We start from the raw sequence: 18954 nt of genomic DNA on the forward strand, positions 1-18954 counted from the left end.
CCGCGCTCGGCTGCGCTAGCCGGTAGCGGCCGGAACCGGTGTGGGAGCCGCGCGGTGCAGCTGCCGCGCCAACAAGTACGCGGCGATGGCGGCCGGAATATTCATCAGCACCCCGTACACCGCGGGCGGCACCGCCATCTGCGAATTGTGCAGCACGCTCGAGGCGACCGCGATGGCCAACGCGCCGTTGTGGATGCCGATTTCCATCGCCGAGGCGATCGCCTGATCGGTCTGCACCCGGAACAAGCGCGGCACGGTGTAGCCGATGACGAAACTCAGCGTCGACAGCAGCAGGCTGAGGGTGGCGAGCTTGCCGATGTTCTCGGTGAGCGTGTCGAATTCGCGCCCCACCGCCGCCGCCACGACCAGCAGCAGCACCACCGCCGAGACGATCTTGACGTTCTTGCGCATTCGCTCGGCCCAGTCGGTGAACCGACGATGCACCCACATCCCCACCGTGACCGGGACCAGCACGATCGCGAACACCTGGGCGAACTTATCCGGCCGCAGCCCGATCGCGGCGTCATCGTCCATGAACAGCGTGAACGACAGCGTGACCACCAGCGGCAGGGTGAAGACGGCGAGAATCGAATTGATCGCGGTCAGCGTGATATTCAGAGCCACATTGCCACCGGCGATATGGCTGAACAGATTCGCCGACGGCCCGCCAGGTGAGGCGACGAGCAGCATCACCCCGACGGCCAGCGCACCTTCGAGCCGGAACAGATAGACCAGACCAAGACAGATCGCGGGCAAGACGATCATCTGGCACACCAGCGCGACCACCGCCGCCTTGGGATAGCGCAGCACCCGCGCGAAATCATCGACAGTCAAGGTCAACCCGAGTCCGAACATCACCAGCGCCAGGGCCAGCGGTAGGAACACGGCGAAAATCGTTGAACCCATTCAGATCTCCTCATCAGGACTCGGACGGATATCGACGTTATCGACTCGTCGTCCGGGCGGCGACCCCACCCGTGGGAGCCCGCCTGTGGGCGATGCGATGATGGTGTGCGGAGCGCGATCGAGAAACCGTCCGACCTGAAGGGGCCTTCCCTCGATGCAGATGTATCGGCTCGTATTGCTCACCCTCGGTATCGGACTGACCTGCGTGACCGGATGTGGCTCGGGTGATAACAGCGTCCGGATCACCGATTTCGAACCGACCACTACGTCGCCCGCGGCGAAATGCGGCGTCGACCTCACCGCGCCGGTGATCGGCGCCGCCATCGCGACGCTGCCCGTCGATCCGATCACCAAGGTGCCGTGGTCCACCGATCCGGCCGGATTCGAAGGCACCTACGATCCGTGCGTCACGCTGTCGGCGGTGATCATTACGGTCGAGGGCGCGACCGGCAGTTCACCGAATCAAGTGCTGCTGTTCCACAAAGGCGAGTTCGTCGGTACCGGCACGCGGGAGAGTCTCGGGTTCACTGCGCTGGATCCGGGGCGCACGACCGATGACACCGTCGGCGTGATCTACAAGACGCCAGGCAGTTGCAATGCCTGTCCGGACGGCACGCCGACGCCGGTCCAATTCCATTGGGATGGAAAGCAAGTCCAGACGATCGGGACGCCACCGAAATAGCGTCATCGCATTATGCGTTCCAGGGCCGCGTGTAGCTCGGCGGCCGGATCGCTCGGCAGGCTCGGCATGCGCCAGGCAATGATGTGATCGGGGCGCACGAGCAGCGCGCCGGTAGCGCAGAGGCCCACGGTTTCGGGCCAATCCTGGTCGAGTTCATGGATTTCCAGCGGTAGGCCGGTTTTCCATGCGGTGCCTGCTGGGCCGACCAGGAGGGCACAGGACGTTTCGATGAGGTCGAGTGTGGAACGACCGTCGGACAGTCGGCGATGCGGCAGTCGCGTGCCGGGTTGGCCGGTGAGATCGAGATGCGCCATGGTGTGCGGGCTGCCGTCGTCGATGAGTGCGCCCGCCCAGTAGCGATTGCCGAGAATGAGGGCGATCGGATCGGCCAGTGCTGTGGCGTCGGTGGATTCGCGGTTCATGGTGCGCAGGTCGGCGGTTCGGATGCTCGACTGGTCGGCGATATACCAGCCGACCGGGCGGCGTTCGGTGTGGTAGGTGTCGAGCAATGCCGGATCCGCCTCGCCGCGGAGTACGGCCGCCAACTTCCAGGCGAGATTGTGCGCGTCCTCGATGCCGGTATTCGCGCCCGCGGCGGCGAAGGGCGGCATGACATGGGCGGCGTCACCGGCCAGGAAGACGCGGCCGGCACGGTATTGCTCGGCGACGAACATCCCTGGCTCCCAGGGCAATACGCTGATCAGCTCGATCGGAATATCGGGAACGCCGATGGCCGTCCGCAAGACGTTCGGCCACTCGTCCATCGGTCGGTCTGCTCCCTCGGTGGTAGTGAATATCCAGCGGTGTGACCCGTCGATCGAGGCGAAAGCTCCTGGCGCATCGGCGTTCTCGATCTGGCAGAGGTTGAATTCGCGACCGCGCACCAACTCGGTGAGATCGGCGCGGAAGTAGACGTTGACGGCTCGGCCGAGCGTGCCACGGCCATCGCGCGGAATGCCGAGCCGCTCGCGGATCGGACTCGACGCGCCGTCGGCGGCGATCAGATAGTCCGCCCGCAACCGCTCGACCGTGCCATCGGCGGCGGCGATCGTGGCGGTGATGCCATCGGTCTCCTCGGCGAAGTCGGTGAGTTCGACGCCGAATCGCACATCGCAGCCGCGGGCCACGGCAATACGCCGCAGCACCGGCTCCAGCAGATCCTGGGCACACAGGCAGGCGGTGGCCGGGGTGATGGTCGACCAGTCGGGCACGCCGCCGGGCAGTGTGAAGGGGATCCGTTCGGCCCGCACGAGCGTCGGACCTGCGGCGAAGTGCTGGTACGCCGCGAGGTCGCGGGCCGCGTCCAGAACCTCCTCGGCGATGCCGAGCTGTCCGAACAGTTCCATGGTCCGGATATTGATGCGCCTGGCCTTGGGTTGCGGTGAGGTGGTCGCCCTGCGTTCGACCAGCAGCGATGCCACGCCCTGTCGACGCAGGAACAGCGCGGCCGACAGTCCGACCAAGCCGCCGCCGACGATGAGAACACTAGGTTCGTGTACTTTGTACATCATGTGTACGTTGTACACGAATGGTTGAATGCCCGGCAAGGAGGTGACAATGCGCGAGGATTCGTCGCCGCCCGGACCGTTGATCTGGTCGCTACCGGAACCGCCGGGCCGACCGACCACGACGCTGAGCCGGGCGAGCATCCTGCGCGCGGCATTGACCGTGGCCGACACCGAGGGCGCGCGGGCGCTGACGATGCGCCGGATCGCCACGGCGGTCGGTGCGTCCACGCCGATGTCGCTGTATCGCTATGTCGGCAGCAAGGACGGTCTGGTCGACTTGATGATCGACGCCGTCTACGGTGAGATACCGCTGCCCGCAACGCCTTCGGGCCATTGGCGCACCGCGCTCGAAGAGCTTTCGCTGGCCACCTGGTCGGTGATCCAGGGCCACCTCTGGTTCGGTGAACTCGTGCACACCCGACCGCCGCTCGGGCCGAATGCACTGCGCTACTTCGACTTCCGCTTCGCCCTCTTGGAGCCCCTCGACATCGCCGCCGACGATATGACGCTGATCACCGCCGCCGTCGACGGCCATCTCATCGGCGCCGCACTGCAACTCGCCGAGGAGAACCGCATGCGGGCACGCTCCGGACTGCATACCGACGACGAGTTGGCCGCCGCCGCGCAACCGATGCTGGCGCCCATCCTCGCCGACGGCCGCTATCCCGCCTTCGCCCGCTGGATCTCCGCGCGCACCACCACCGGTGGTATCGACCCCGTCGAGTGGACTTTGACCAGCCTGCTCGACGGCATCACGGATCGTCTCGGGCTGCCGATATAACTCAATTCCCGCCATCGAGTGGGACGTAGCGCACGAAGATGTTGTCGGAGTTGTCGAAGGTTCGAGTTTCCACCCGCCGCAGGGCCGGGTGGTCGCCGGTGAAGATCGGAGTACCCGCGCCGAGCGTGGTCGCGCCGATCACCAAATGCAATGCATCCACCAGGCCGTGGATCAGCAAGTCATTCCACAGGATTCGGCTGGCGAAGACGACGATATCGCCGCCCGGCTGTCGCTTCAGCTCGGCGATCGCCGCATAGGCGTCGGAACGGGGGATGATGCGGGTATTACTCGCCCAGGCGTGGTCCGCGGGCGGAAGTTCCGCGTGGTCGGAAACGACGACCTTGTCGACGGCGTTGTAGCGCTTGGAGAATTCGCGATTGGTGGTCGAGAACGTCGGCTCGTGCTCGACATTCGGCCAGAAGCCGCTGAACATCCCGTAGGACGTGCCGCCGAGCAGGACGGTATCGGCATTGCGGATGTGCTCCAGATTGGTGCGGTCGAATGATTCGTCCATCGGCAGGGCCATGACATTGCCGCCCTCGCCTTCGAAGTAGCCGTCCAGCGACATGATGTTGACGACGATGAGCTTGCGCATTTCGATCCTTTCGAGTCAGCACGCCTCGGTGGCGTGTACCGGTGGGTCGGAACGGGGCTCGGTGATTCGACCCGAATCGGTCACGGTTCGATAACGCCGCACGGGGGCTCAGCGAGTCTGCGGGCGAATCCGCCGAACCGACCGGACCGTAGCTAGCGGGATATTCGCCAATGGGTTGCTATGGTCGTCGCGCGTCGATCGGGCGCTCTTGTCTACATGCTGCGTACCAGTCGAGAAGGGATCACGAGTTGTCGGGGCATGGAGTGGCACCTGCGCTTATGCGTTGGATTCGACTGGCGACCGTTGTCGTCGCCGTGGTGGCACTCGCTTCGAGTGGCGGTGGATCCGCGACCGCCGAGCAAAGCATCAACACCGCCCTCGGTGAGCGGTGGACGGCTATGCACGACGGTCCGCAGGAGTACCCCGATGTGCATATCGACTGGGATGTCCCGATTCGCATGAGCGACGGCGTCATACTCAAGGCGAATGTGTATCGGCCCGTCGATGCGACGAACACGGTGGTCAGCAAGCCGTTGCCGACGATCGTGAACCTCACGCCGTACACCAAACTCATGAGCAATCTGGTCGAGTCGGCATTCGCCGCGCCCGGACTGCGGCCGTTCACCATGGATATGGTCCGGCGCCTGAATCTGTCCGGCACGCCGATCAGCGGATTCGGCGAGCTGATGCACGCACTCGACGGCGGCATGATCCAGACCGTGCTCGGCATCGACCGGAATCTCATCCGCAGCGGCTACACGTTGGTGGTCGCGGACGTCCGCGGCACCGGCTTCTCGCAGGGCACCTGGAACACCCTCGGCAAGCGTGAACAATTGGACACCCGCGAGGTGATCGATTGGGCGGCCAAGCAGCCGTGGTCCAACGGCACTGTCGGTATGAGCGGCGGCTCCTATGCGGGCATCAATCAACTCCGTGCGGCCGAAAACGCCCCTGCCGCACTGAAAGCCATCTTCCCGGTGGAGGCGGGCAGTGATTTGATGCGTGATGTCGTCGCCCCCGGTGGCGGTATCGGCACGACCTTCCTGCCACTGTGGTTGAGCAATGTGAACCAGTCGAAGCTGATTCCCGACGTGCAGTCGATGCTCAACGGCACTTTCGACTGGAAATGGCTGCAGTCCAGGATGGCCGATCCGACAACCAATTCCGAACTGCTGGCCCAGGCGCTGCTCACTCCGTCGCTGGACCGGGTACCGACGGCACTGGCCGCCGCGCTCGACGACAGCAGTGAATTCCGGCAGGGGATTCTGGGGCATCCGGAGCGAATCACGGTGCCCACCTTCATGTATGGCGGCTGGCATGACATCTTCGCCAATAGCGCGTCCAAACTGTACAACGTCATCCCGCTGCCGCAGGCCGAGAAGCAGTTGCTGATCGGCGATACCTACCATGCGAATCCGGGTGCCGGTACCGGTGGGCCCGGTGCGCCGCCGCGGCTGGACGTGCTGCAGCGGGTGTGGTTCGACAAGTGGCTCAAAGGGATCGACAACGGCATCGGCGACTTCGGCCCGATCACGCTGTGGGAGCAGGGCTCGGGCTGGAAAACTCTGGGGCAGTTCCCGGAACGCGGTGTCACACATCGCCGGGTCTACCTGTCCTCGGCGTCGAGCGATACCGCCGAGCATGCGGTGCACGACGGATCACTGTCCTCGGCCAAGCCGAAGGAGCGCATCGCCCTGCAGGTGTCACCCGGGGTGACCATGGCGTGCTCACGTGATGCCGCACAGGGCTCCGCCGGTCTCGCCGCGCCATTAGATATCTGCGCCAAGGATTCTCGCGTCGCCGAAGGCAATGGGCTGACCTTCACCAGCGCCGAGATGAGTGCGCCGACGGTGCTGTCCGGGCCGATCAATGTGCACCTCAATGTGGTGCACGACGCGGCGGACGGCTATTGGGATGTCACCGTCAACGATGTCGCGCCCGACGGCACGTCCACCGTATTGACCACCGGCCAGCTCACCGCGTCGCTGCGCGCGGTGGACGAAGCACGCAGCATGCGTTCGGCGAGCGGCGATTACACCGCGCCGTACAACCCGATCACCGTGGAGAGCATGCTGCCCGTCGTGCCGGGAAAGCCCGTGACGCTGGATATCGCGGTCATCCCGACGCAGGCCCTCTTGCTGCCCGGCCACCGGCTGCGGGTGGATGTGTTCGCCGGAAATGTGCCGAAGGCGTTGGCTTTTCGGCCGATGCTCAACGCCACCGAACTCAAGCCGCAATACCTGCAGCTGGATCCGGGTGCGCCGAGCTTCGTCAATCTGCCGACGAACCGGCCGATCGCCTGAAATGTGCCGAAGAGCTTGACGTAGGCGGCATCCGCAAGTTATTCTATAAATGGGAAGCAATTCAGCGCGGGCTTGACGTGGCTCAAAAACATTGACTCCTATTCTGATTCCGCTCTCGACATTCCGCGAGTGCGCGTGTAATTTTGGACGTTGCGCTGGTTGCCTCCCGTCCACCTCACGAACCAATCGTTGTAAACATCATCCGCTGTGGTGATGTTTCCTTCGTGGTGCGCGAGTTTCGTTCGGGTGCGTTGCCGGGGCGGAATTCTCAGTAGACAAGCGATGTTCGTGCATTGCGTGAGGGGAAGGACGCACCTTGTCAGAATCGAGCCGGACGGTCGGTGCACCGAAGCGGATTTCTTTCGCAAGGATCCGGGAGCCACTGGAGGTCCCCGGCCTGCTCGACGTGCAGATCGATTCATTTGCCTGGTTGATCGGCGGCCCGGCATGGGAGGCCCGCGCCGCCGAGCTAGGCGTGGGTGATTCGACGGGCGGACTGCAGGAGGTACTCGAGGAGCTCTCGCCGATCGAGGACTTCTCCGGGTCGATGTCCCTTTCTTTCTCGGATCCTCGTTTCGAGGAGGTCAAGGCCTCCATCGACGAGTGCAAAGACAAGGACATGACCTACGCGGCGCCGTTGTTCGTGACCGCCGAGTTCATCAACAACAACACCGGTGAGATCAAGAGCCAGACGGTCTTCATGGGTGATTTCCCGATGATGACCGACAAGGGCACGTTCATCATCAACGGCACCGAGCGCGTGGTTGTTTCGCAGCTGGTGCGTTCGCCGGGTGTCTATTTCGATCACACGGTCGACAAGAGCACCGAGAAGGATCTGCACGGGGTGCGGGTCATCCCTTCGCGGGGTGCCTGGCTGGAGTTCGATATCGATAAGCGCGACACCGTCGGTGTGCGCATCGACCGCAAGCGCCGTCAACCCGTGACGGTCTTCCTCAAGGCGCTCGGCTGGAGTTCCGAGCAGATCACGCAGCGTTTCGGTTTCTCCGAGGTGATGATGTCGACCCTGGAGAAGGACCATACGGTCGGCGCCGACGACGCGTTGCTCGATATCTATCGCAAGCTGCGTCCGGGCGAGCCGCCGACCAAGGAGTCCGCGCAAGCGCTGCTGGAGAACCTGTTCTTCAAGGAGAAGCGCTATGACCTGGCGCGCGTCGGTCGCTACAAGGTGAACAAGAAGCTCGGCATCAGCACCACGACGGACCAGGTGCTGACCGAGGAGGATCTCATCGCGATCATCGAGTACCTGGTACGGCTGCACGCGGGCGAAAAGACCATGACGGCGCCCGGTGGTGTCGAAGTTCGGGTCGAGATCGATGACATCGACCATTTCGGTAACCGTCGCCTGCGCCGTGTCGGCGAGCTGATCCAGAACCAGATCCGGGTCGGCATGTCGCGGATGGAGCGGGTGGTCCGCGAGCGGATGACCACCCAGGACGTCGAGGCCATCACCCCGCAGACGCTGATCAATATCCGTCCGGTCACCGCGTCTATCAGGGAGTTCTTCGGCACTTCGCAGTTGTCGGTGTTCATGGACCAGAACAACCCGCTGTCGGGTCTGACCAACAAACGGCGGCTCTCTGCGCTGGGCCCGGGTGGTCTGTCCCGTGAACGCGCCAGCCTGGAATTGCGCGATGTGCACCACAGTCACTACGGCCGGATGTGTCCGATCGAGACCCCGGAGGGCCCGAATATCGGCCTGATCGGCTACATGTCGGTGTACGCGCGGGTCAATCCGTTCGGTTTCATCGAGACGCCGTACCGCAAGGTGGTCGACGGCCGGGTCACCGATGAGGTCGAGTACCTCACCGCGGACGAAGAGGAACGGTATGTGCGTGCCCAGGCCAATTCGCTGATCGACGCGGACGGATATCTGCTGGAGGACAAGGTCCTGGCCCGCCGCCTCGGCGAGGAGGTCGAATCGGTACCCGCCGATGCGGTCGACTACATGGATGTCTCACCGCGCCAGATGGTTTCGGTCGCGACCGCGATGATTCCGTTCCTCGAGCACGACGACGCCAACCGGGCCCTCATGGGTGCGAACATGCAGCGCCAGGCCGTGCCGCTGATCCGTTCCGAGGCGCCGATCGTCGGTACCGGTATGGAGTTTCGGGCCGCCGTCGATTCGGGCGATATGGTCGTCAATGCGAAAGCCGGTGTGGTCGAGGAGGTCTCGGGCGACTTCATCACCGTCATGGCCGACGACGGCACCCGCAAGAGCTACCGGTTACGCAAGTTCGCTCGCTCGAATCAAGGCAATTGCGTCAATCAACGTCCGATCGTCGACGAGGGGCAGCGCGTCGAGTCCGGTCAGGTGCTCGCCGATGGCCCGTGCACCGAGAACGGTGAGATGGCCCTCGGCAAGAACCTGCTCGTGGCGATCATGCCGTGGGAGGGCCACAACTACGAGGACGCGATCATCCTGTCGCAGCGCATCGTCGAACAGGATGTGCTCACCTCGATCCACATCGAGGAGCACGAGGTCGATGCTCGCGATACGAAACTCGGTGCCGAGGAGATCACCCGGGACATCCCGAATGTCTCCGACGAAGTGCTCGCCGATCTCGATGAGCGCGGCATCATCCGCGTCGGCGCGGAGGTGCGACACGGCGACATCCTGGTCGGCAAGGTCACGCCCAAGGGTGAGACCGAGTTGACGCCGGAGGAACGATTGCTGCGGGCGATCTTCGGTGAGAAGGCGCGCGAAGTGCGCGACACCTCGCTGAAGGTGCCCCATGGTCAATCGGGCAAAGTGATCGGTATTCGGGTGTTCTCGCGCGAGGACGACGACGATCTGCCGCCCGGCGTCAATGAACTGGTGCGCGTCTATGTTGCGCAGCAGCGCAAGATCCAGGACGGTGACAAGCTCGCCGGTCGTCACGGCAACAAGGGTGTCATCGGCAAGATCCTCCCGACCGAGGACATGCCGTTCCTGCCCGATGGCACTCCGGTGGACATCATCCTGAACAGTCACGGTGTGCCGCGTCGTATGAACATCGGCCAGATCCTGGAGACCCACCTCGGCTGGATCGGCAAGGCGGGCTGGCAGATTCAGGGCACACCCGACTGGGCGAGTTCGCTGCCGGAGGAGATGCGCGCCGCGCCCGCCGACAGCAATCTCGCCACCCCGGTGTTCGACGGAGCCCGTGAGGAAGAGCTCAGCGGGCTGCTCGGCTGCACACTGCCCAACCGCGACGGCGAGGTGATGGTCGGCGCGGACGGCAAGGCGACATTGTTCGACGGACGTTCCGGTGAGCCCTTCCCGTACCCGGTGGCCGTCGGCTACATGTACATCCTGAAGCTGCACCACTTGGTCGACGACAAGATCCACGCCCGTTCGACCGGTCCGTACTCGATGATCACCCAGCAGCCGCTCGGTGGTAAGGCGCAGTTCGGTGGTCAGCGCTTCGGTGAGATGGAGTGCTGGGCCATGCAGGCCTACGGCGCCGCATACACGCTGCAGGAACTGCTCACCATCAAATCCGACGATATCGCGGGCCGGGTCAAGGTGTACGAGGCGATCGTCAAGGGTGAGAACATTCCGGAGCCGGGCGTTCCGGAGTCGTTCAAGGTGCTCCTCAAGGAGCTCCAGTCGCTGTGCCTCAACGTCGAGGTGCTGTCCTCAGACGGCGCCGCCATCGAAATGGGCGGCACCGACGAGGACGATATCGACCGGGCGGCGGCGAATCTGGGCATCAACCTGTCCCGCAACGAATCCGCTACCGTAGACGATCTACAGCTGTGACATAACCTGGGCCGCAATGAGTTCCAGATGCGCCAGATCGTCGAGATCGAGGATCTGGAGATAGAGACGGGTAGCGCCGATTTCGGCGTAGCGGGCGATCTTGTCGACGACCTCGGCGGGGGACCCCGCGAGCCCGTTGGTCTTCAGTTCCTCGACCTCACGGCCGATCGCGGCGGCCCTGCGCGCCACCTCGGCATCGGAGGCACCGACACAGGCCACCAGGGCATTGGAGTAGATCAGATCGTCGGGGCGGCGGCCGCGAGCCTGCGCGGCGGCGCGCACACGATCGAATTGACGGGCACTGTCCTCGAGCGAGCCGAAGGGCATATTGAATTCGGTCGCGTAGGTGGCGGCCAGGCGCGGGGTGCGCGTCGCACCGTGCCCGCCGATCAGCACCGGCAGCGGATTCTGCACCGGCTTCGGCAGGGCGGGGGAGTCCGTGATCGCGTAATGTGCACCGTCGAAGCTGAACTTATCGCCGACCTTTGTCGCCCACAGGCCGGTGATGATGGCCAGCTGCTCCTCGAACCTGGTGAACTTGTCCTGCGGAAACGGGATGCCATAGGCGGCATGTTCCTCGGCGAACCAGCCACTGCCCAGTCCGAATTCGACCCGGCCGCCGGACATCTGATCCACCTGGGCGACCTGGATGGCCAGCGGTCCGGGCAGCCGGAAGGTGGCGGCCGTTACCAGGGTGCCGAGCCGAATGCGCTTGGTCTCCCTGGCCAGCCCGGCCAGGGTAATCCAGGCATCGGTCGGGCCGGGCAGGCCATCGAGGCCGCCCATCGCCAGATAGTGGTCAGAGCGGAAGAATGCGTCGAAACCCAGATCCTCGGTGGCTTTGGCGACGGTCAGCAGCGTGTCGAAGCTCGCACCCTGCTGCGGTTCGGTGAAGATGCGTAGATCCATGCCGACCATGGTGCCCGAAACTGATCTTGTGGGTCGGGTCTGATTCGCCGCCGCTTATCATTGGCCCGTGGTTGGCGCGGTCGAATCGGAATCCGATCTACGCAGGGGTGTTTCGCCGAGATCGGTATTCGCCCAACGTCTGATGAGCCTGTTCGATGCCGCGGGCAATCCGAAACTGCGGCAGGTGGCCAGCGCCGCCGAGGCACGGATGAAGGCCACCCGCGGACCGACCAAGGGCAGTACCGCATCGTTGCAGCGGATCAGCGACTGGCGCTCGGGTCGCAATGTCCCCGCGCAATTCGAGACGCTGCTGCCGATCGTGCTCACCTTGATCGATCTGGCCAAGAAGTCGGCCGCGCCGATGCAGCGCGAACTGGTCGATCTACAGGAATGGCGGCGGCTGTGGCAGGCGGCCGTCACTTGGAAACCCGAGAACGATCCGGCCACCGCCGTATGTCCCTATCGGGGGCTGACGTCATATCAATCCGCCGATGCCGCATGGTTTTTCGGGCGCAGCCGTGCCACCACCGAGTTCACCGAACTGGTGCTCGGCACCCTCGATGAGCCAGGGGGCGGCATGGTCGCTCTGGTCGGCGCATCGGGGGCGGGTAAATCCTCAATGCTGCACGCGGGGTTGATCCCGGCGGTTCGGAAGGTCGAAAGGGATTGGCGGATAACGACTGTCACCCCCGGTGCGCAACCACGGACCGCGCTGGCCGAAGCCGTTGATGACGACTGGGCGATCGGCAAATACGGATTGTTGATCGTGGATCAGTTCGAGGAATTGTTCACCGCCTGCCAGGACGAGCAGGAGCGCGAGGATTTCCTCACCGCGTTGGCGGATCTGGCCGCACCACACGAAAAGCGCTGGGTTACTGTGCTATTGGCGGTGCGCGCCGACTTCTACGCACCATGCCTCGACTTTCCGATCCTCGAAGAAGTACTGAACAATCGGGGTTATGTCCTCGGCCCGATGCGCTTGAGCGAACTGTCCGAGGCCATTGCCGGCCCGGCCGCGGCGGCGGGACTCGAACTCGAACCAGGCCTGGTCGAACTGGTGGTCACCGAACTCTGTGGCCTCGGCGACCACCAGCACCGGCGCAGCTATGATCCCGGCGCACTGCCGCTGCTATCCCATGTCATGGCGGCGACCTGGGAACATCGGGAACGATTACGCCTGACCGTCGCGGGTTATCGCAAGGCGGGCGGGGTTACGGGTTCGGTCGCGGCAACGGCCGAACAGGCCTGGGACGAACTCACCGTCACCCAGCGGATCGAGGCGAAACCGCTGCTGCTGAGCCTGGTCAGCGTCGGCCGCGACGGTCACGACACCAGACGTCGCGCCGTGCGCGCTGAATTGATCACCCGCGCAGTGGATTCCGAGGCTGCCGACGCGGTGCTGGAAACGCTGGTCCGGGCCAGACTGGTCACCTCCGATGCCGACAGCGCGTACTTCACCCACGAAATCGTGCTGCGCGCCTGGCCCCGACTCCGGGCCTGGATCGAGGAGGATCGCGTCGGCTATCTGTTGCGCCAACGGCTGGAAGCCGATGCGGCGGACTGGTCCTCCTCGGGAAATGATCCGGCCCTGCTCTACCGCGGCACTCGGTTGGCGACCGCGAAAGAAGCCACCGACCGGCATCCGGCCACCGAAACGGTGACCGAATTCCTCACCGCGGCAGAGACTTCCCGAACGAAGTCACGCCGCTGGGCCGCCGCCACGCGTGCGGTACTGGCTCTGCTCGGCGTCGGTGTGCTCGTCCTCGGCATCGCCGCCTACGGCCAGGTCAGGCTGAAGGACGAACAACGCGACAATGCCCTGCTTTCGGCGGTGCTCGCTGAGTCGGAGAGCCTGCGCTCGACCGATCCCACCCTGTCGGCCCAACTCGCCCTGGTCGCCCATCGCCTCGAGCCCGATGACCCGGACGTGAATTCGCGACTGCTGAGCACCCAGAATCTGCCGCTGGCCACCCCGCTGTCCGGCCATATCGGCGCGGTCGACCAGGTTGTGTATCAACCGGGCGGCGCCATGCTGGCCTCGGCGGGCGAGGACCATACGATCCGGCTGTGGGATCTCACCGATCGTGCGCGTCCACAGCCCATGGGCACGCCATTGAACTGTGACACCCCGGCGACCTCGGTTTCGTTCAGCCCCGACGGCAAGCTCCTTGCGGGGGCCTGTGGCAAGGCACTACGGCTGTGGAATGTCGAGGATCCGCGACATCCGGCCCCGGCGGCGGCCGCGATCGCCGGGGACGTATCGCGGGTGGTCTTCAGTCCGAACGGACGGGTGCTCGCCGCGGCCGACAACAATCGCACCGTCACGCTGTGGAATCTGCAGAACCCGGCGACGCCGACGAAAATCGGTGCCGCGCTGCCGATTCCGCAACCGACTCGATCGATATCGTTCCATCCCAAGGGATCCTGGCTCGCCGTCGCCTACGACGATGCGATCCAACTCTGGACCATCGGGGATGCCCCGACACCGCTGGGTGCGCCGATCCCGATTCCGGTGCGGCCGGTGCGGGCGGTGGCGGTCGGCCCGGACGGTGCGACCCTTGCGGTCGGCAGTGGCGGCGATTCGCCGTGGGCGGAGAATACCGGCGATGCCACCGTCGGACTGTGGGATATCGCCGATCCGGTCCGGCCGGTCTATCGGGGTTCGCTGCTCGCGGCCGCGAACTCGGCGGTGCGCTCGCTCGCGTTCAGCCCGGACGGCGACGCCCTTGCCGCAGGCAACCGCAATGGCGTCACGGTGTGGAATATCGCCGACCGCGCCAATCCGAGGCCGCTCGGCGAACCGCTGCTGGCATCGTCGTCACCGTGTCCCGAGGTCAGCACCATGCTGGTCTGTCAGGACGCGCAGAACTCGCTGGCCTTCGGTCCGGACGGCCATTCCGTCGCGGCCGCGGGCGCGCTCGGGGTGGTCCGGATCTGGTCGCTGGCGCCCGCCGTGCTGCCCGGGCGGCTCGGGTGGTTGCCGGTGCCGCCCGCATTCAGCACCGAGGGCACCATGGTGACCGGCGCGATCAACGGCCGGGTCGCGCTGTGGGATGTGCGTGATCGCGCCGAATTGCGCAAACTCGCCGACCTCGGCCCCGGTCCCACCGAGCTGTACGCGGCGGGAGCCGCGCTGAGCCGAGACGGACGCACGGCCGCCTCGACGGTCGGCTCGCCGCCGCGCGTGCTCCTGCACGACCTCAGCGATCCAGCGCATGCGCACACGATCGCGGAACTGCCCGTGATCTTCGCCGCCATGTTCAGTCCGGGCGGTCGCTATCTGTGGACCATCGCCGACGATGTGGCCTGGTCCTTCCAGGTATGGGATCTGGTCGACCGGGCCCATCCGGTGCCGCTCGGTCGCCGGATGCCGCTGGCCACCGGCGGCGGCGCATTCGCCATGTACAGCGTCGGGGACGAGCTGATGGCCACCATGTCCTTGGATCGGACCGAGACCGGCCAGGATCGATACGTCATCCGGCTCTGGGATCTGTCGAATCCGGCCGAACCCCATGTGCTGAGCGAGATTCCGAGCGAGCCGACCAAACCGTTCGGCTGGATCGGCGTCACACCGGACAATCGGACGCTGGTCAGTCTCGCGGCCGACACCCTGCAGACCTGGGATATCTCCGATCCCGCCGAGGTGCGCAAATTGGGCGAGCCGATAGCGACGCACGGATTGAATATCCTGTCCGTCGATTTCAGTCCCGACAGCGCGACCATGGCGACCTCGAGCGCGGATTCGACCGTGCGGATCTGGGATTTCCGTGACCGCGCGCATCCGAAACCGCTCGGACATTCGATCACCGTGCCGAGCACGACGAGCTGGCAGCTGGCCTTCGATCCGGCGGGCCGCTATCTGGTCGGCACCGGCAACGGCGTGATGAGCATGTGGGATCTGGATCCGCAGCACGCGATCGCGCGGATCTGCGATGTCGGTCGCGCGGTATTGACCCGCGAGGTGTGGCAGGCGCATGTGCCGCGAATGGCCTATCGCCCGCCCTGCTGATCAGAGCGGATGGCAGTCGGCGGAGCTTGCGGAGTCGGCGGGGTGGGTGAAGAAAAGGGGATGGCAGTCGGCGGAGCTTGCGGAGACGGCGGGGTGGGTGAAGACAGCGCGCAGAATGCTCGTGTGGCGGCATCGTCGAGAAACCTTGCGGCAGTGGCGTTGTCGGCGAGGTAGTGGAATTCGTTGGCGGTGAGCAGCACGATGCGGCTGCCGTCCGGGCTGGCGATGAGCCGATTGTCGTAGCCGAGCGTGCGGCCCAGGTAGGTCCAGACCGGACCGCAGGGTGCCTGCGCGTGCAGGACGCCGAGTCCGTAGCCGTTGCCCGCATCGGCTGTCGGCACGGTGGTGGTGAGCTCGGTCTGCTGCGCGGGTGGCAGCAGTCGTCCGGAGTAGAGCGCGTGGGTGAAGGTGGCGAAGTCGTCCAGGGTGGAGATCATCGCGCCCGCCGCGCCATAGATCTGTGGATCGGCCACCGAGATATCGCGTTGCCAGGTGTAACCGTGCAGCCAGTTGCCGTGCGGGTTCGGGTCGGTGACCGGAAAGCTGGTGTCGCGCAGCTGTAGTGGTTCGATGATGCGTTCGCGCACTTCGTCCGCCGTGTGTCGATCGGTCACGGCGGTGATCACCATGCTCGCGAGGACATAGTTGGTATTGGCATAGGAGAACCCCGCGCCCGGCGCCCCGGTCCGGCCCCGCTGCAGCGCGATATCGACCTCCGCCTGGGGCGACCACGCGGGCCATCTCTCGAGCCCGGCGATATAGGGCAGCGAGATCCTGGGATCGTCGGTGTATTCCGGCAGCCCGGAGGTGTGGTTGAGCAGCTGGCGAACTGTGATACCCGCACTGCCGGGCACCGCCTCGGGAATCCAGTGATCGATGGGGTCGTCGAGGGACAGTCGATGTTCGGCTTCCAGCTGCAGCAGGACCACGGCGACGAACGCCTTGGTGAAGCTGCCGATGCGTAACCGCGCCTTCGGATCGGCGGGGGTGCGGGTGGACAGCTCGCCGTAGCCCGCGTGCGCGTAGCGCGTTTCGGAACCGTTGCGGATCAGTCCGATGACGCCCGGATAGCCACTCGCGACACCGGCGTCGGCGCCCGCCTGCAAGATATCGATCGGTTCCTCGGCCCGCGCGATGCCGGGCATTGCCAAGACGACGAGCACAGCGGCGACCATCCCCCTGATGGCAGTCATTCCCCTCCTGCGGCATGCGCGGTGTTCCGAGGCACAAGCTACCGCAACCACTTTGACCTACCGGCATTCCGGTCCGGAATTCCGGTAGGTGCCCGTGAACTGCGCGGATGCGTCACTCGGCATGCCGATCGGTAGCTGCGTCCTTCCGCCGCCGCATACCGTCCGGTCGTCGAGCGGGAACAGGAATCACGTCGGCCGGGCCATGTGGAGGGGAGTTCGGCGGGTACGACTCCTGTTCCCGCCGCGGCCGCGAGCGCCATCAACCACGCACCGGAGGGAATACTTGAGCACGTCCAGTACCTACCTCACCATTGCCTCCGGTCGGTATCGGCTCGCGAGTATGCGGACCCGGCTGTGCGCGCGGCTGATCGATACCGTCATCATCGGCATACCGATCGGCATTGTGGCCGCGGTCGTGATCACGAGCACGGACTCGTCGCGCGAATTCCCCGCCGATACCGATTCCGAATTCGGCATGGGGGCCGCGCTGCTGGTTGTCGCACTCGGCTTGCTCGCCTGCATTGCCTACGAGGTCGGCTTGACCGCGACCCAGGGTGCGACCTTCGGGAAGAAGGCGCTCGGCATTCGAGTCGCGCGGATCGATACCGCCGACGCGCCCGGCGAAGGCATCGGCGGCGCGGCGGCCTTGATCCGCTGGGCGACGCTCGTCGTGCCGAGCCTGCTGTGCGGTATCTGGGGGGTGGTCTGTGCGGTGTCGCCGTATTTCGATCATGTCGCCCGGCAAGGTTGGCATGACAAGGTTGCCAAGACTTTCGTTCTCGCGGTTTGCTAGCGCGGGCTACCGATAGGGTCGGCGTCGTGAGTGGAGGTCGTATGGCACCGGCATCGCGCGGCGATTCGATGAGGGAGACGGCATGACAGATCGGCCGATCGTGGTTGTCATGGGCGTCTCCGGATGCGGAAAGTCCACGGTCGGCGCGCTACTTGCCGAGACGCTGCGGGTCGAATATGCCGAGGGTGACGTTTTCCATCCGGCTTCGAATATCGAGAAGATGGCGGCAGGTGTGCCACTGACGGATGCGGATCGCGCCCCGTGGCTCGATATCGTGGCGGCGTGGCTGGGCGAGCGGCGCGAGCGCGGCGGGGTGGTCAGTTGCTCGGCGCTCAAGCGAAGCTACCGCGATCGGCTGCGCGCGGCCGCACCCGAGGCGTACTTCGTCCATCTGTACGCATCACGCGCGGAACTGGCGCGCCGAATGCAGACTCGCCGTGGCCATTTCATGCCAGCGACGCTGCTCGATTCGCAGCTCGCCGCCTTGCAGCCCTTGGCTTCGGATGAATTCGGCATCACTGTGGATGCGACCAAGGATCCCGCCGAACTGGTTCGCGAGGCGGTAACCGCCTGGCAGTCGAGCTGACTCAGGTATTCGTGCGTCGCCGCACGACTCGGGTCGCCAGCCAGGCCACGCCGAGAATGAGCAGAGGGGTCAGCAGGAGCAGCGGTACGGTCGCCGCACCCGCGAATGGATGCAGCCAGCCCGCGACGGTGTCGCATATCGCGTCGATCACGGTGCGAGCCAACTCCGCCACCGGCGAGTGCTCGTCCGGTCCGGTGCTGGCGTGGTCCGGCCATCGATTCACGGCCAACACCCTACGACATGGCATCGGTATTTCCGGTAGATCCTCGGCCGGACACTCAGCAATCTCACAGCTGCGAATCTGGCATGGTGGAGACATGACAAGTCATCCGCTACCGGTCCGGAACATCGTGGTGCTGACCGCGATGGTCTTCGCCATTACCGGCAGCGTGCTCGAGCGCGACGGCGTCACCGCGATCGATCAGCCGGGGACCGATTGGGTGGTCCAGCAGCGGGACGGGCTGTTGACACCGATTGCGATCGGGATCAGCGACTTGGGCGGCACGCTGGCGATGACCGCGGTGGCGGTGGTGCTCTGTATCGCGCTGGCCATGCGTCGGCGGTGGCCGGAGGTGGTGCTGGTCGGTGTCGCCAGCGTGGGGGCGGGCGTGCTCGTCGTGGTCGGCAAACATCTGGTCGGGCGTACTCGCCCGCCCGAGGCGGATCGTCTCGTCACCGAGACCAATCAGGCTTTTCCATCCGGACACAGTCTCGGATCGATCGTGGTGATCGGACTCGTTGCCGCGGTGGTGCTTTCGCGATTACACCGCCCGGCCGCCCGCCGCATCGGCGTAACCGTCGCGGCCGTATTCGTTGTGGCCGTTGGCCTTTCCCGCTGGTATCTGGGCGTGCACTGGCCGACCGATGTGCTCGGCGGCTGGAGTATCGGAGCGCTGTGGCTCGTGCTGTGTCTGGCGGCGTACCGG

General features: G+C 65.1%; 13 protein-coding genes and 1 pseudogene. 8 read left to right on the top strand and 6 right to left on the bottom strand.

Annotated features, from left to right (window positions below; translation table 11 throughout):
• Positions 1-15: 15 nt before the first annotated feature.
• Positions 16-906 (bottom strand): bile acid:sodium symporter family protein, encoded by an 891-nt coding sequence (locus NA5_RS12815; RefSeq protein WP_062985345.1) that lies wholly within the window; start codon positions 904-906, stop codon positions 16-18.
• A 154-nt stretch (positions 907-1060) separates the two neighbouring features.
• On the opposite strand from NA5_RS12815, the gene NA5_RS12820 reads away from it, so the two are divergent.
• Positions 1061-1588: an LppP/LprE family lipoprotein gene (locus NA5_RS12820; RefSeq protein ID WP_157110371.1), complete on the top strand. Its 528-nt coding sequence runs from the start codon at positions 1061-1063 to the stop codon at positions 1586-1588.
• Between the two features lie 2 nt (positions 1589-1590).
• Here the strand turns inward: NA5_RS12820 and NA5_RS12825 are convergent, their stop codons facing one another.
• On the bottom strand, positions 1591-3099 hold the full coding sequence (locus tag NA5_RS12825) for an FAD-dependent monooxygenase (RefSeq protein WP_062985347.1): 1509 nt from the start codon (positions 3097-3099) through the stop codon (positions 1591-1593).
• Positions 3100-3145: 46 nt separating this feature from the next.
• Between NA5_RS12825 and NA5_RS12830 the strand changes: the two genes are divergently transcribed.
• On the top strand, positions 3146-3877 hold the full coding sequence (locus NA5_RS12830) for a TetR/AcrR family transcriptional regulator (RefSeq protein WP_062985484.1): 732 nt from the start codon (positions 3146-3148) through the stop codon (positions 3875-3877).
• 1 nt (position 3878) lies between these two features.
• On the opposite strand, the gene NA5_RS12835 is transcribed toward NA5_RS12830, so the two are convergent.
• On the bottom strand, positions 3879-4472 hold the full coding sequence (locus tag NA5_RS12835; protein WP_062985349.1) for a dihydrofolate reductase family protein: 594 nt from the start codon (positions 4470-4472) through the stop codon (positions 3879-3881).
• Positions 4473-4750: 278 nt separating this feature from the next.
• On the opposite strand from NA5_RS12835, the gene NA5_RS12840 reads away from it, so the two are divergent.
• Both NA5_RS12840 and rpoB read left to right on the top strand, forming a co-directional pair.
• A complete protein-coding gene (locus NA5_RS12840) occupies positions 4751-6775 on the top strand; it encodes a CocE/NonD family hydrolase (protein ID WP_062985351.1) in 2025 nt (674 codons plus the stop codon).
• A 316-nt stretch (positions 6776-7091) separates the two neighbouring features.
• Complete coding sequence (rpoB, locus tag NA5_RS12845) at positions 7092-10538, top strand: DNA-directed RNA polymerase subunit beta (RefSeq protein ID WP_062985353.1); 3447 nt, start codon at positions 7092-7094, stop codon at positions 10536-10538.
• Here the strand turns inward: rpoB and NA5_RS12850 are convergent.
• Positions 10527-11447, bottom strand: a complete 921-nt coding sequence (locus NA5_RS12850; protein ID WP_062985486.1) for an LLM class F420-dependent oxidoreductase — start codon at positions 11445-11447, stop codon at positions 10527-10529. The genes rpoB and NA5_RS12850 overlap by 12 nt on opposite strands.
• Positions 11448-11514: 67 nt before the next feature.
• On the opposite strand from NA5_RS12850, the gene NA5_RS12855 reads away from it, so the two are divergent.
• Positions 11515-15456: an nSTAND1 domain-containing NTPase gene (locus NA5_RS12855; protein ID WP_062985355.1), complete on the top strand. Its 3942-nt coding sequence runs from the start codon at positions 11515-11517 to the stop codon at positions 15454-15456.
• Here NA5_RS12855 and NA5_RS12860 read toward each other — a convergent pair.
• Positions 15438-16649: a serine hydrolase domain-containing protein gene (locus tag NA5_RS12860; RefSeq protein ID WP_084484083.1), complete on the bottom strand. Its 1212-nt coding sequence runs from the start codon at positions 16647-16649 to the stop codon at positions 15438-15440. The genes NA5_RS12855 and NA5_RS12860 overlap by 19 nt on opposite strands.
• A gap of 283 nt (positions 16650-16932) precedes the next feature.
• Here NA5_RS12860 and NA5_RS39240 point away from each other — a divergent pair, with 283 nt between their 5' ends.
• Positions 16933-17442, top strand: a complete 510-nt coding sequence (locus NA5_RS39240; RefSeq protein ID WP_169811290.1) for an RDD family protein — start codon at positions 16933-16935, stop codon at positions 17440-17442.
• An 82-nt stretch (positions 17443-17524) separates the two neighbouring features.
• Complete coding sequence (locus NA5_RS12870) at positions 17525-18028, top strand: gluconokinase (protein WP_062985360.1); 504 nt, start codon at positions 17525-17527, stop codon at positions 18026-18028.
• Between the two features lies 1 nt (position 18029).
• Here the strand turns inward: NA5_RS12870 and NA5_RS41290 are convergent, their stop codons facing one another.
• A complete protein-coding gene (locus tag NA5_RS41290; RefSeq protein ID WP_169811291.1) occupies positions 18030-18251 on the bottom strand; it encodes a hypothetical protein in 222 nt (73 codons plus the stop codon).
• A gap of 328 nt (positions 18252-18579) precedes the next feature.
• Between NA5_RS41290 and NA5_RS42175 the strand changes: the two are divergent.
• A pseudogene (locus NA5_RS42175) lies at positions 18580-18942 on the top strand (phosphatase PAP2 family protein); the annotation flags it as partial.
• Between the last annotated feature and the right edge of the window lie 12 nt (positions 18943-18954).

It is taken from the genome of Nocardia anaemiae NBRC 100462 (assembly GCF_001612725.1).
Taxonomy (GTDB): domain Bacteria; phylum Actinomycetota; class Actinomycetes; order Mycobacteriales; family Mycobacteriaceae; genus Nocardia; species Nocardia anaemiae.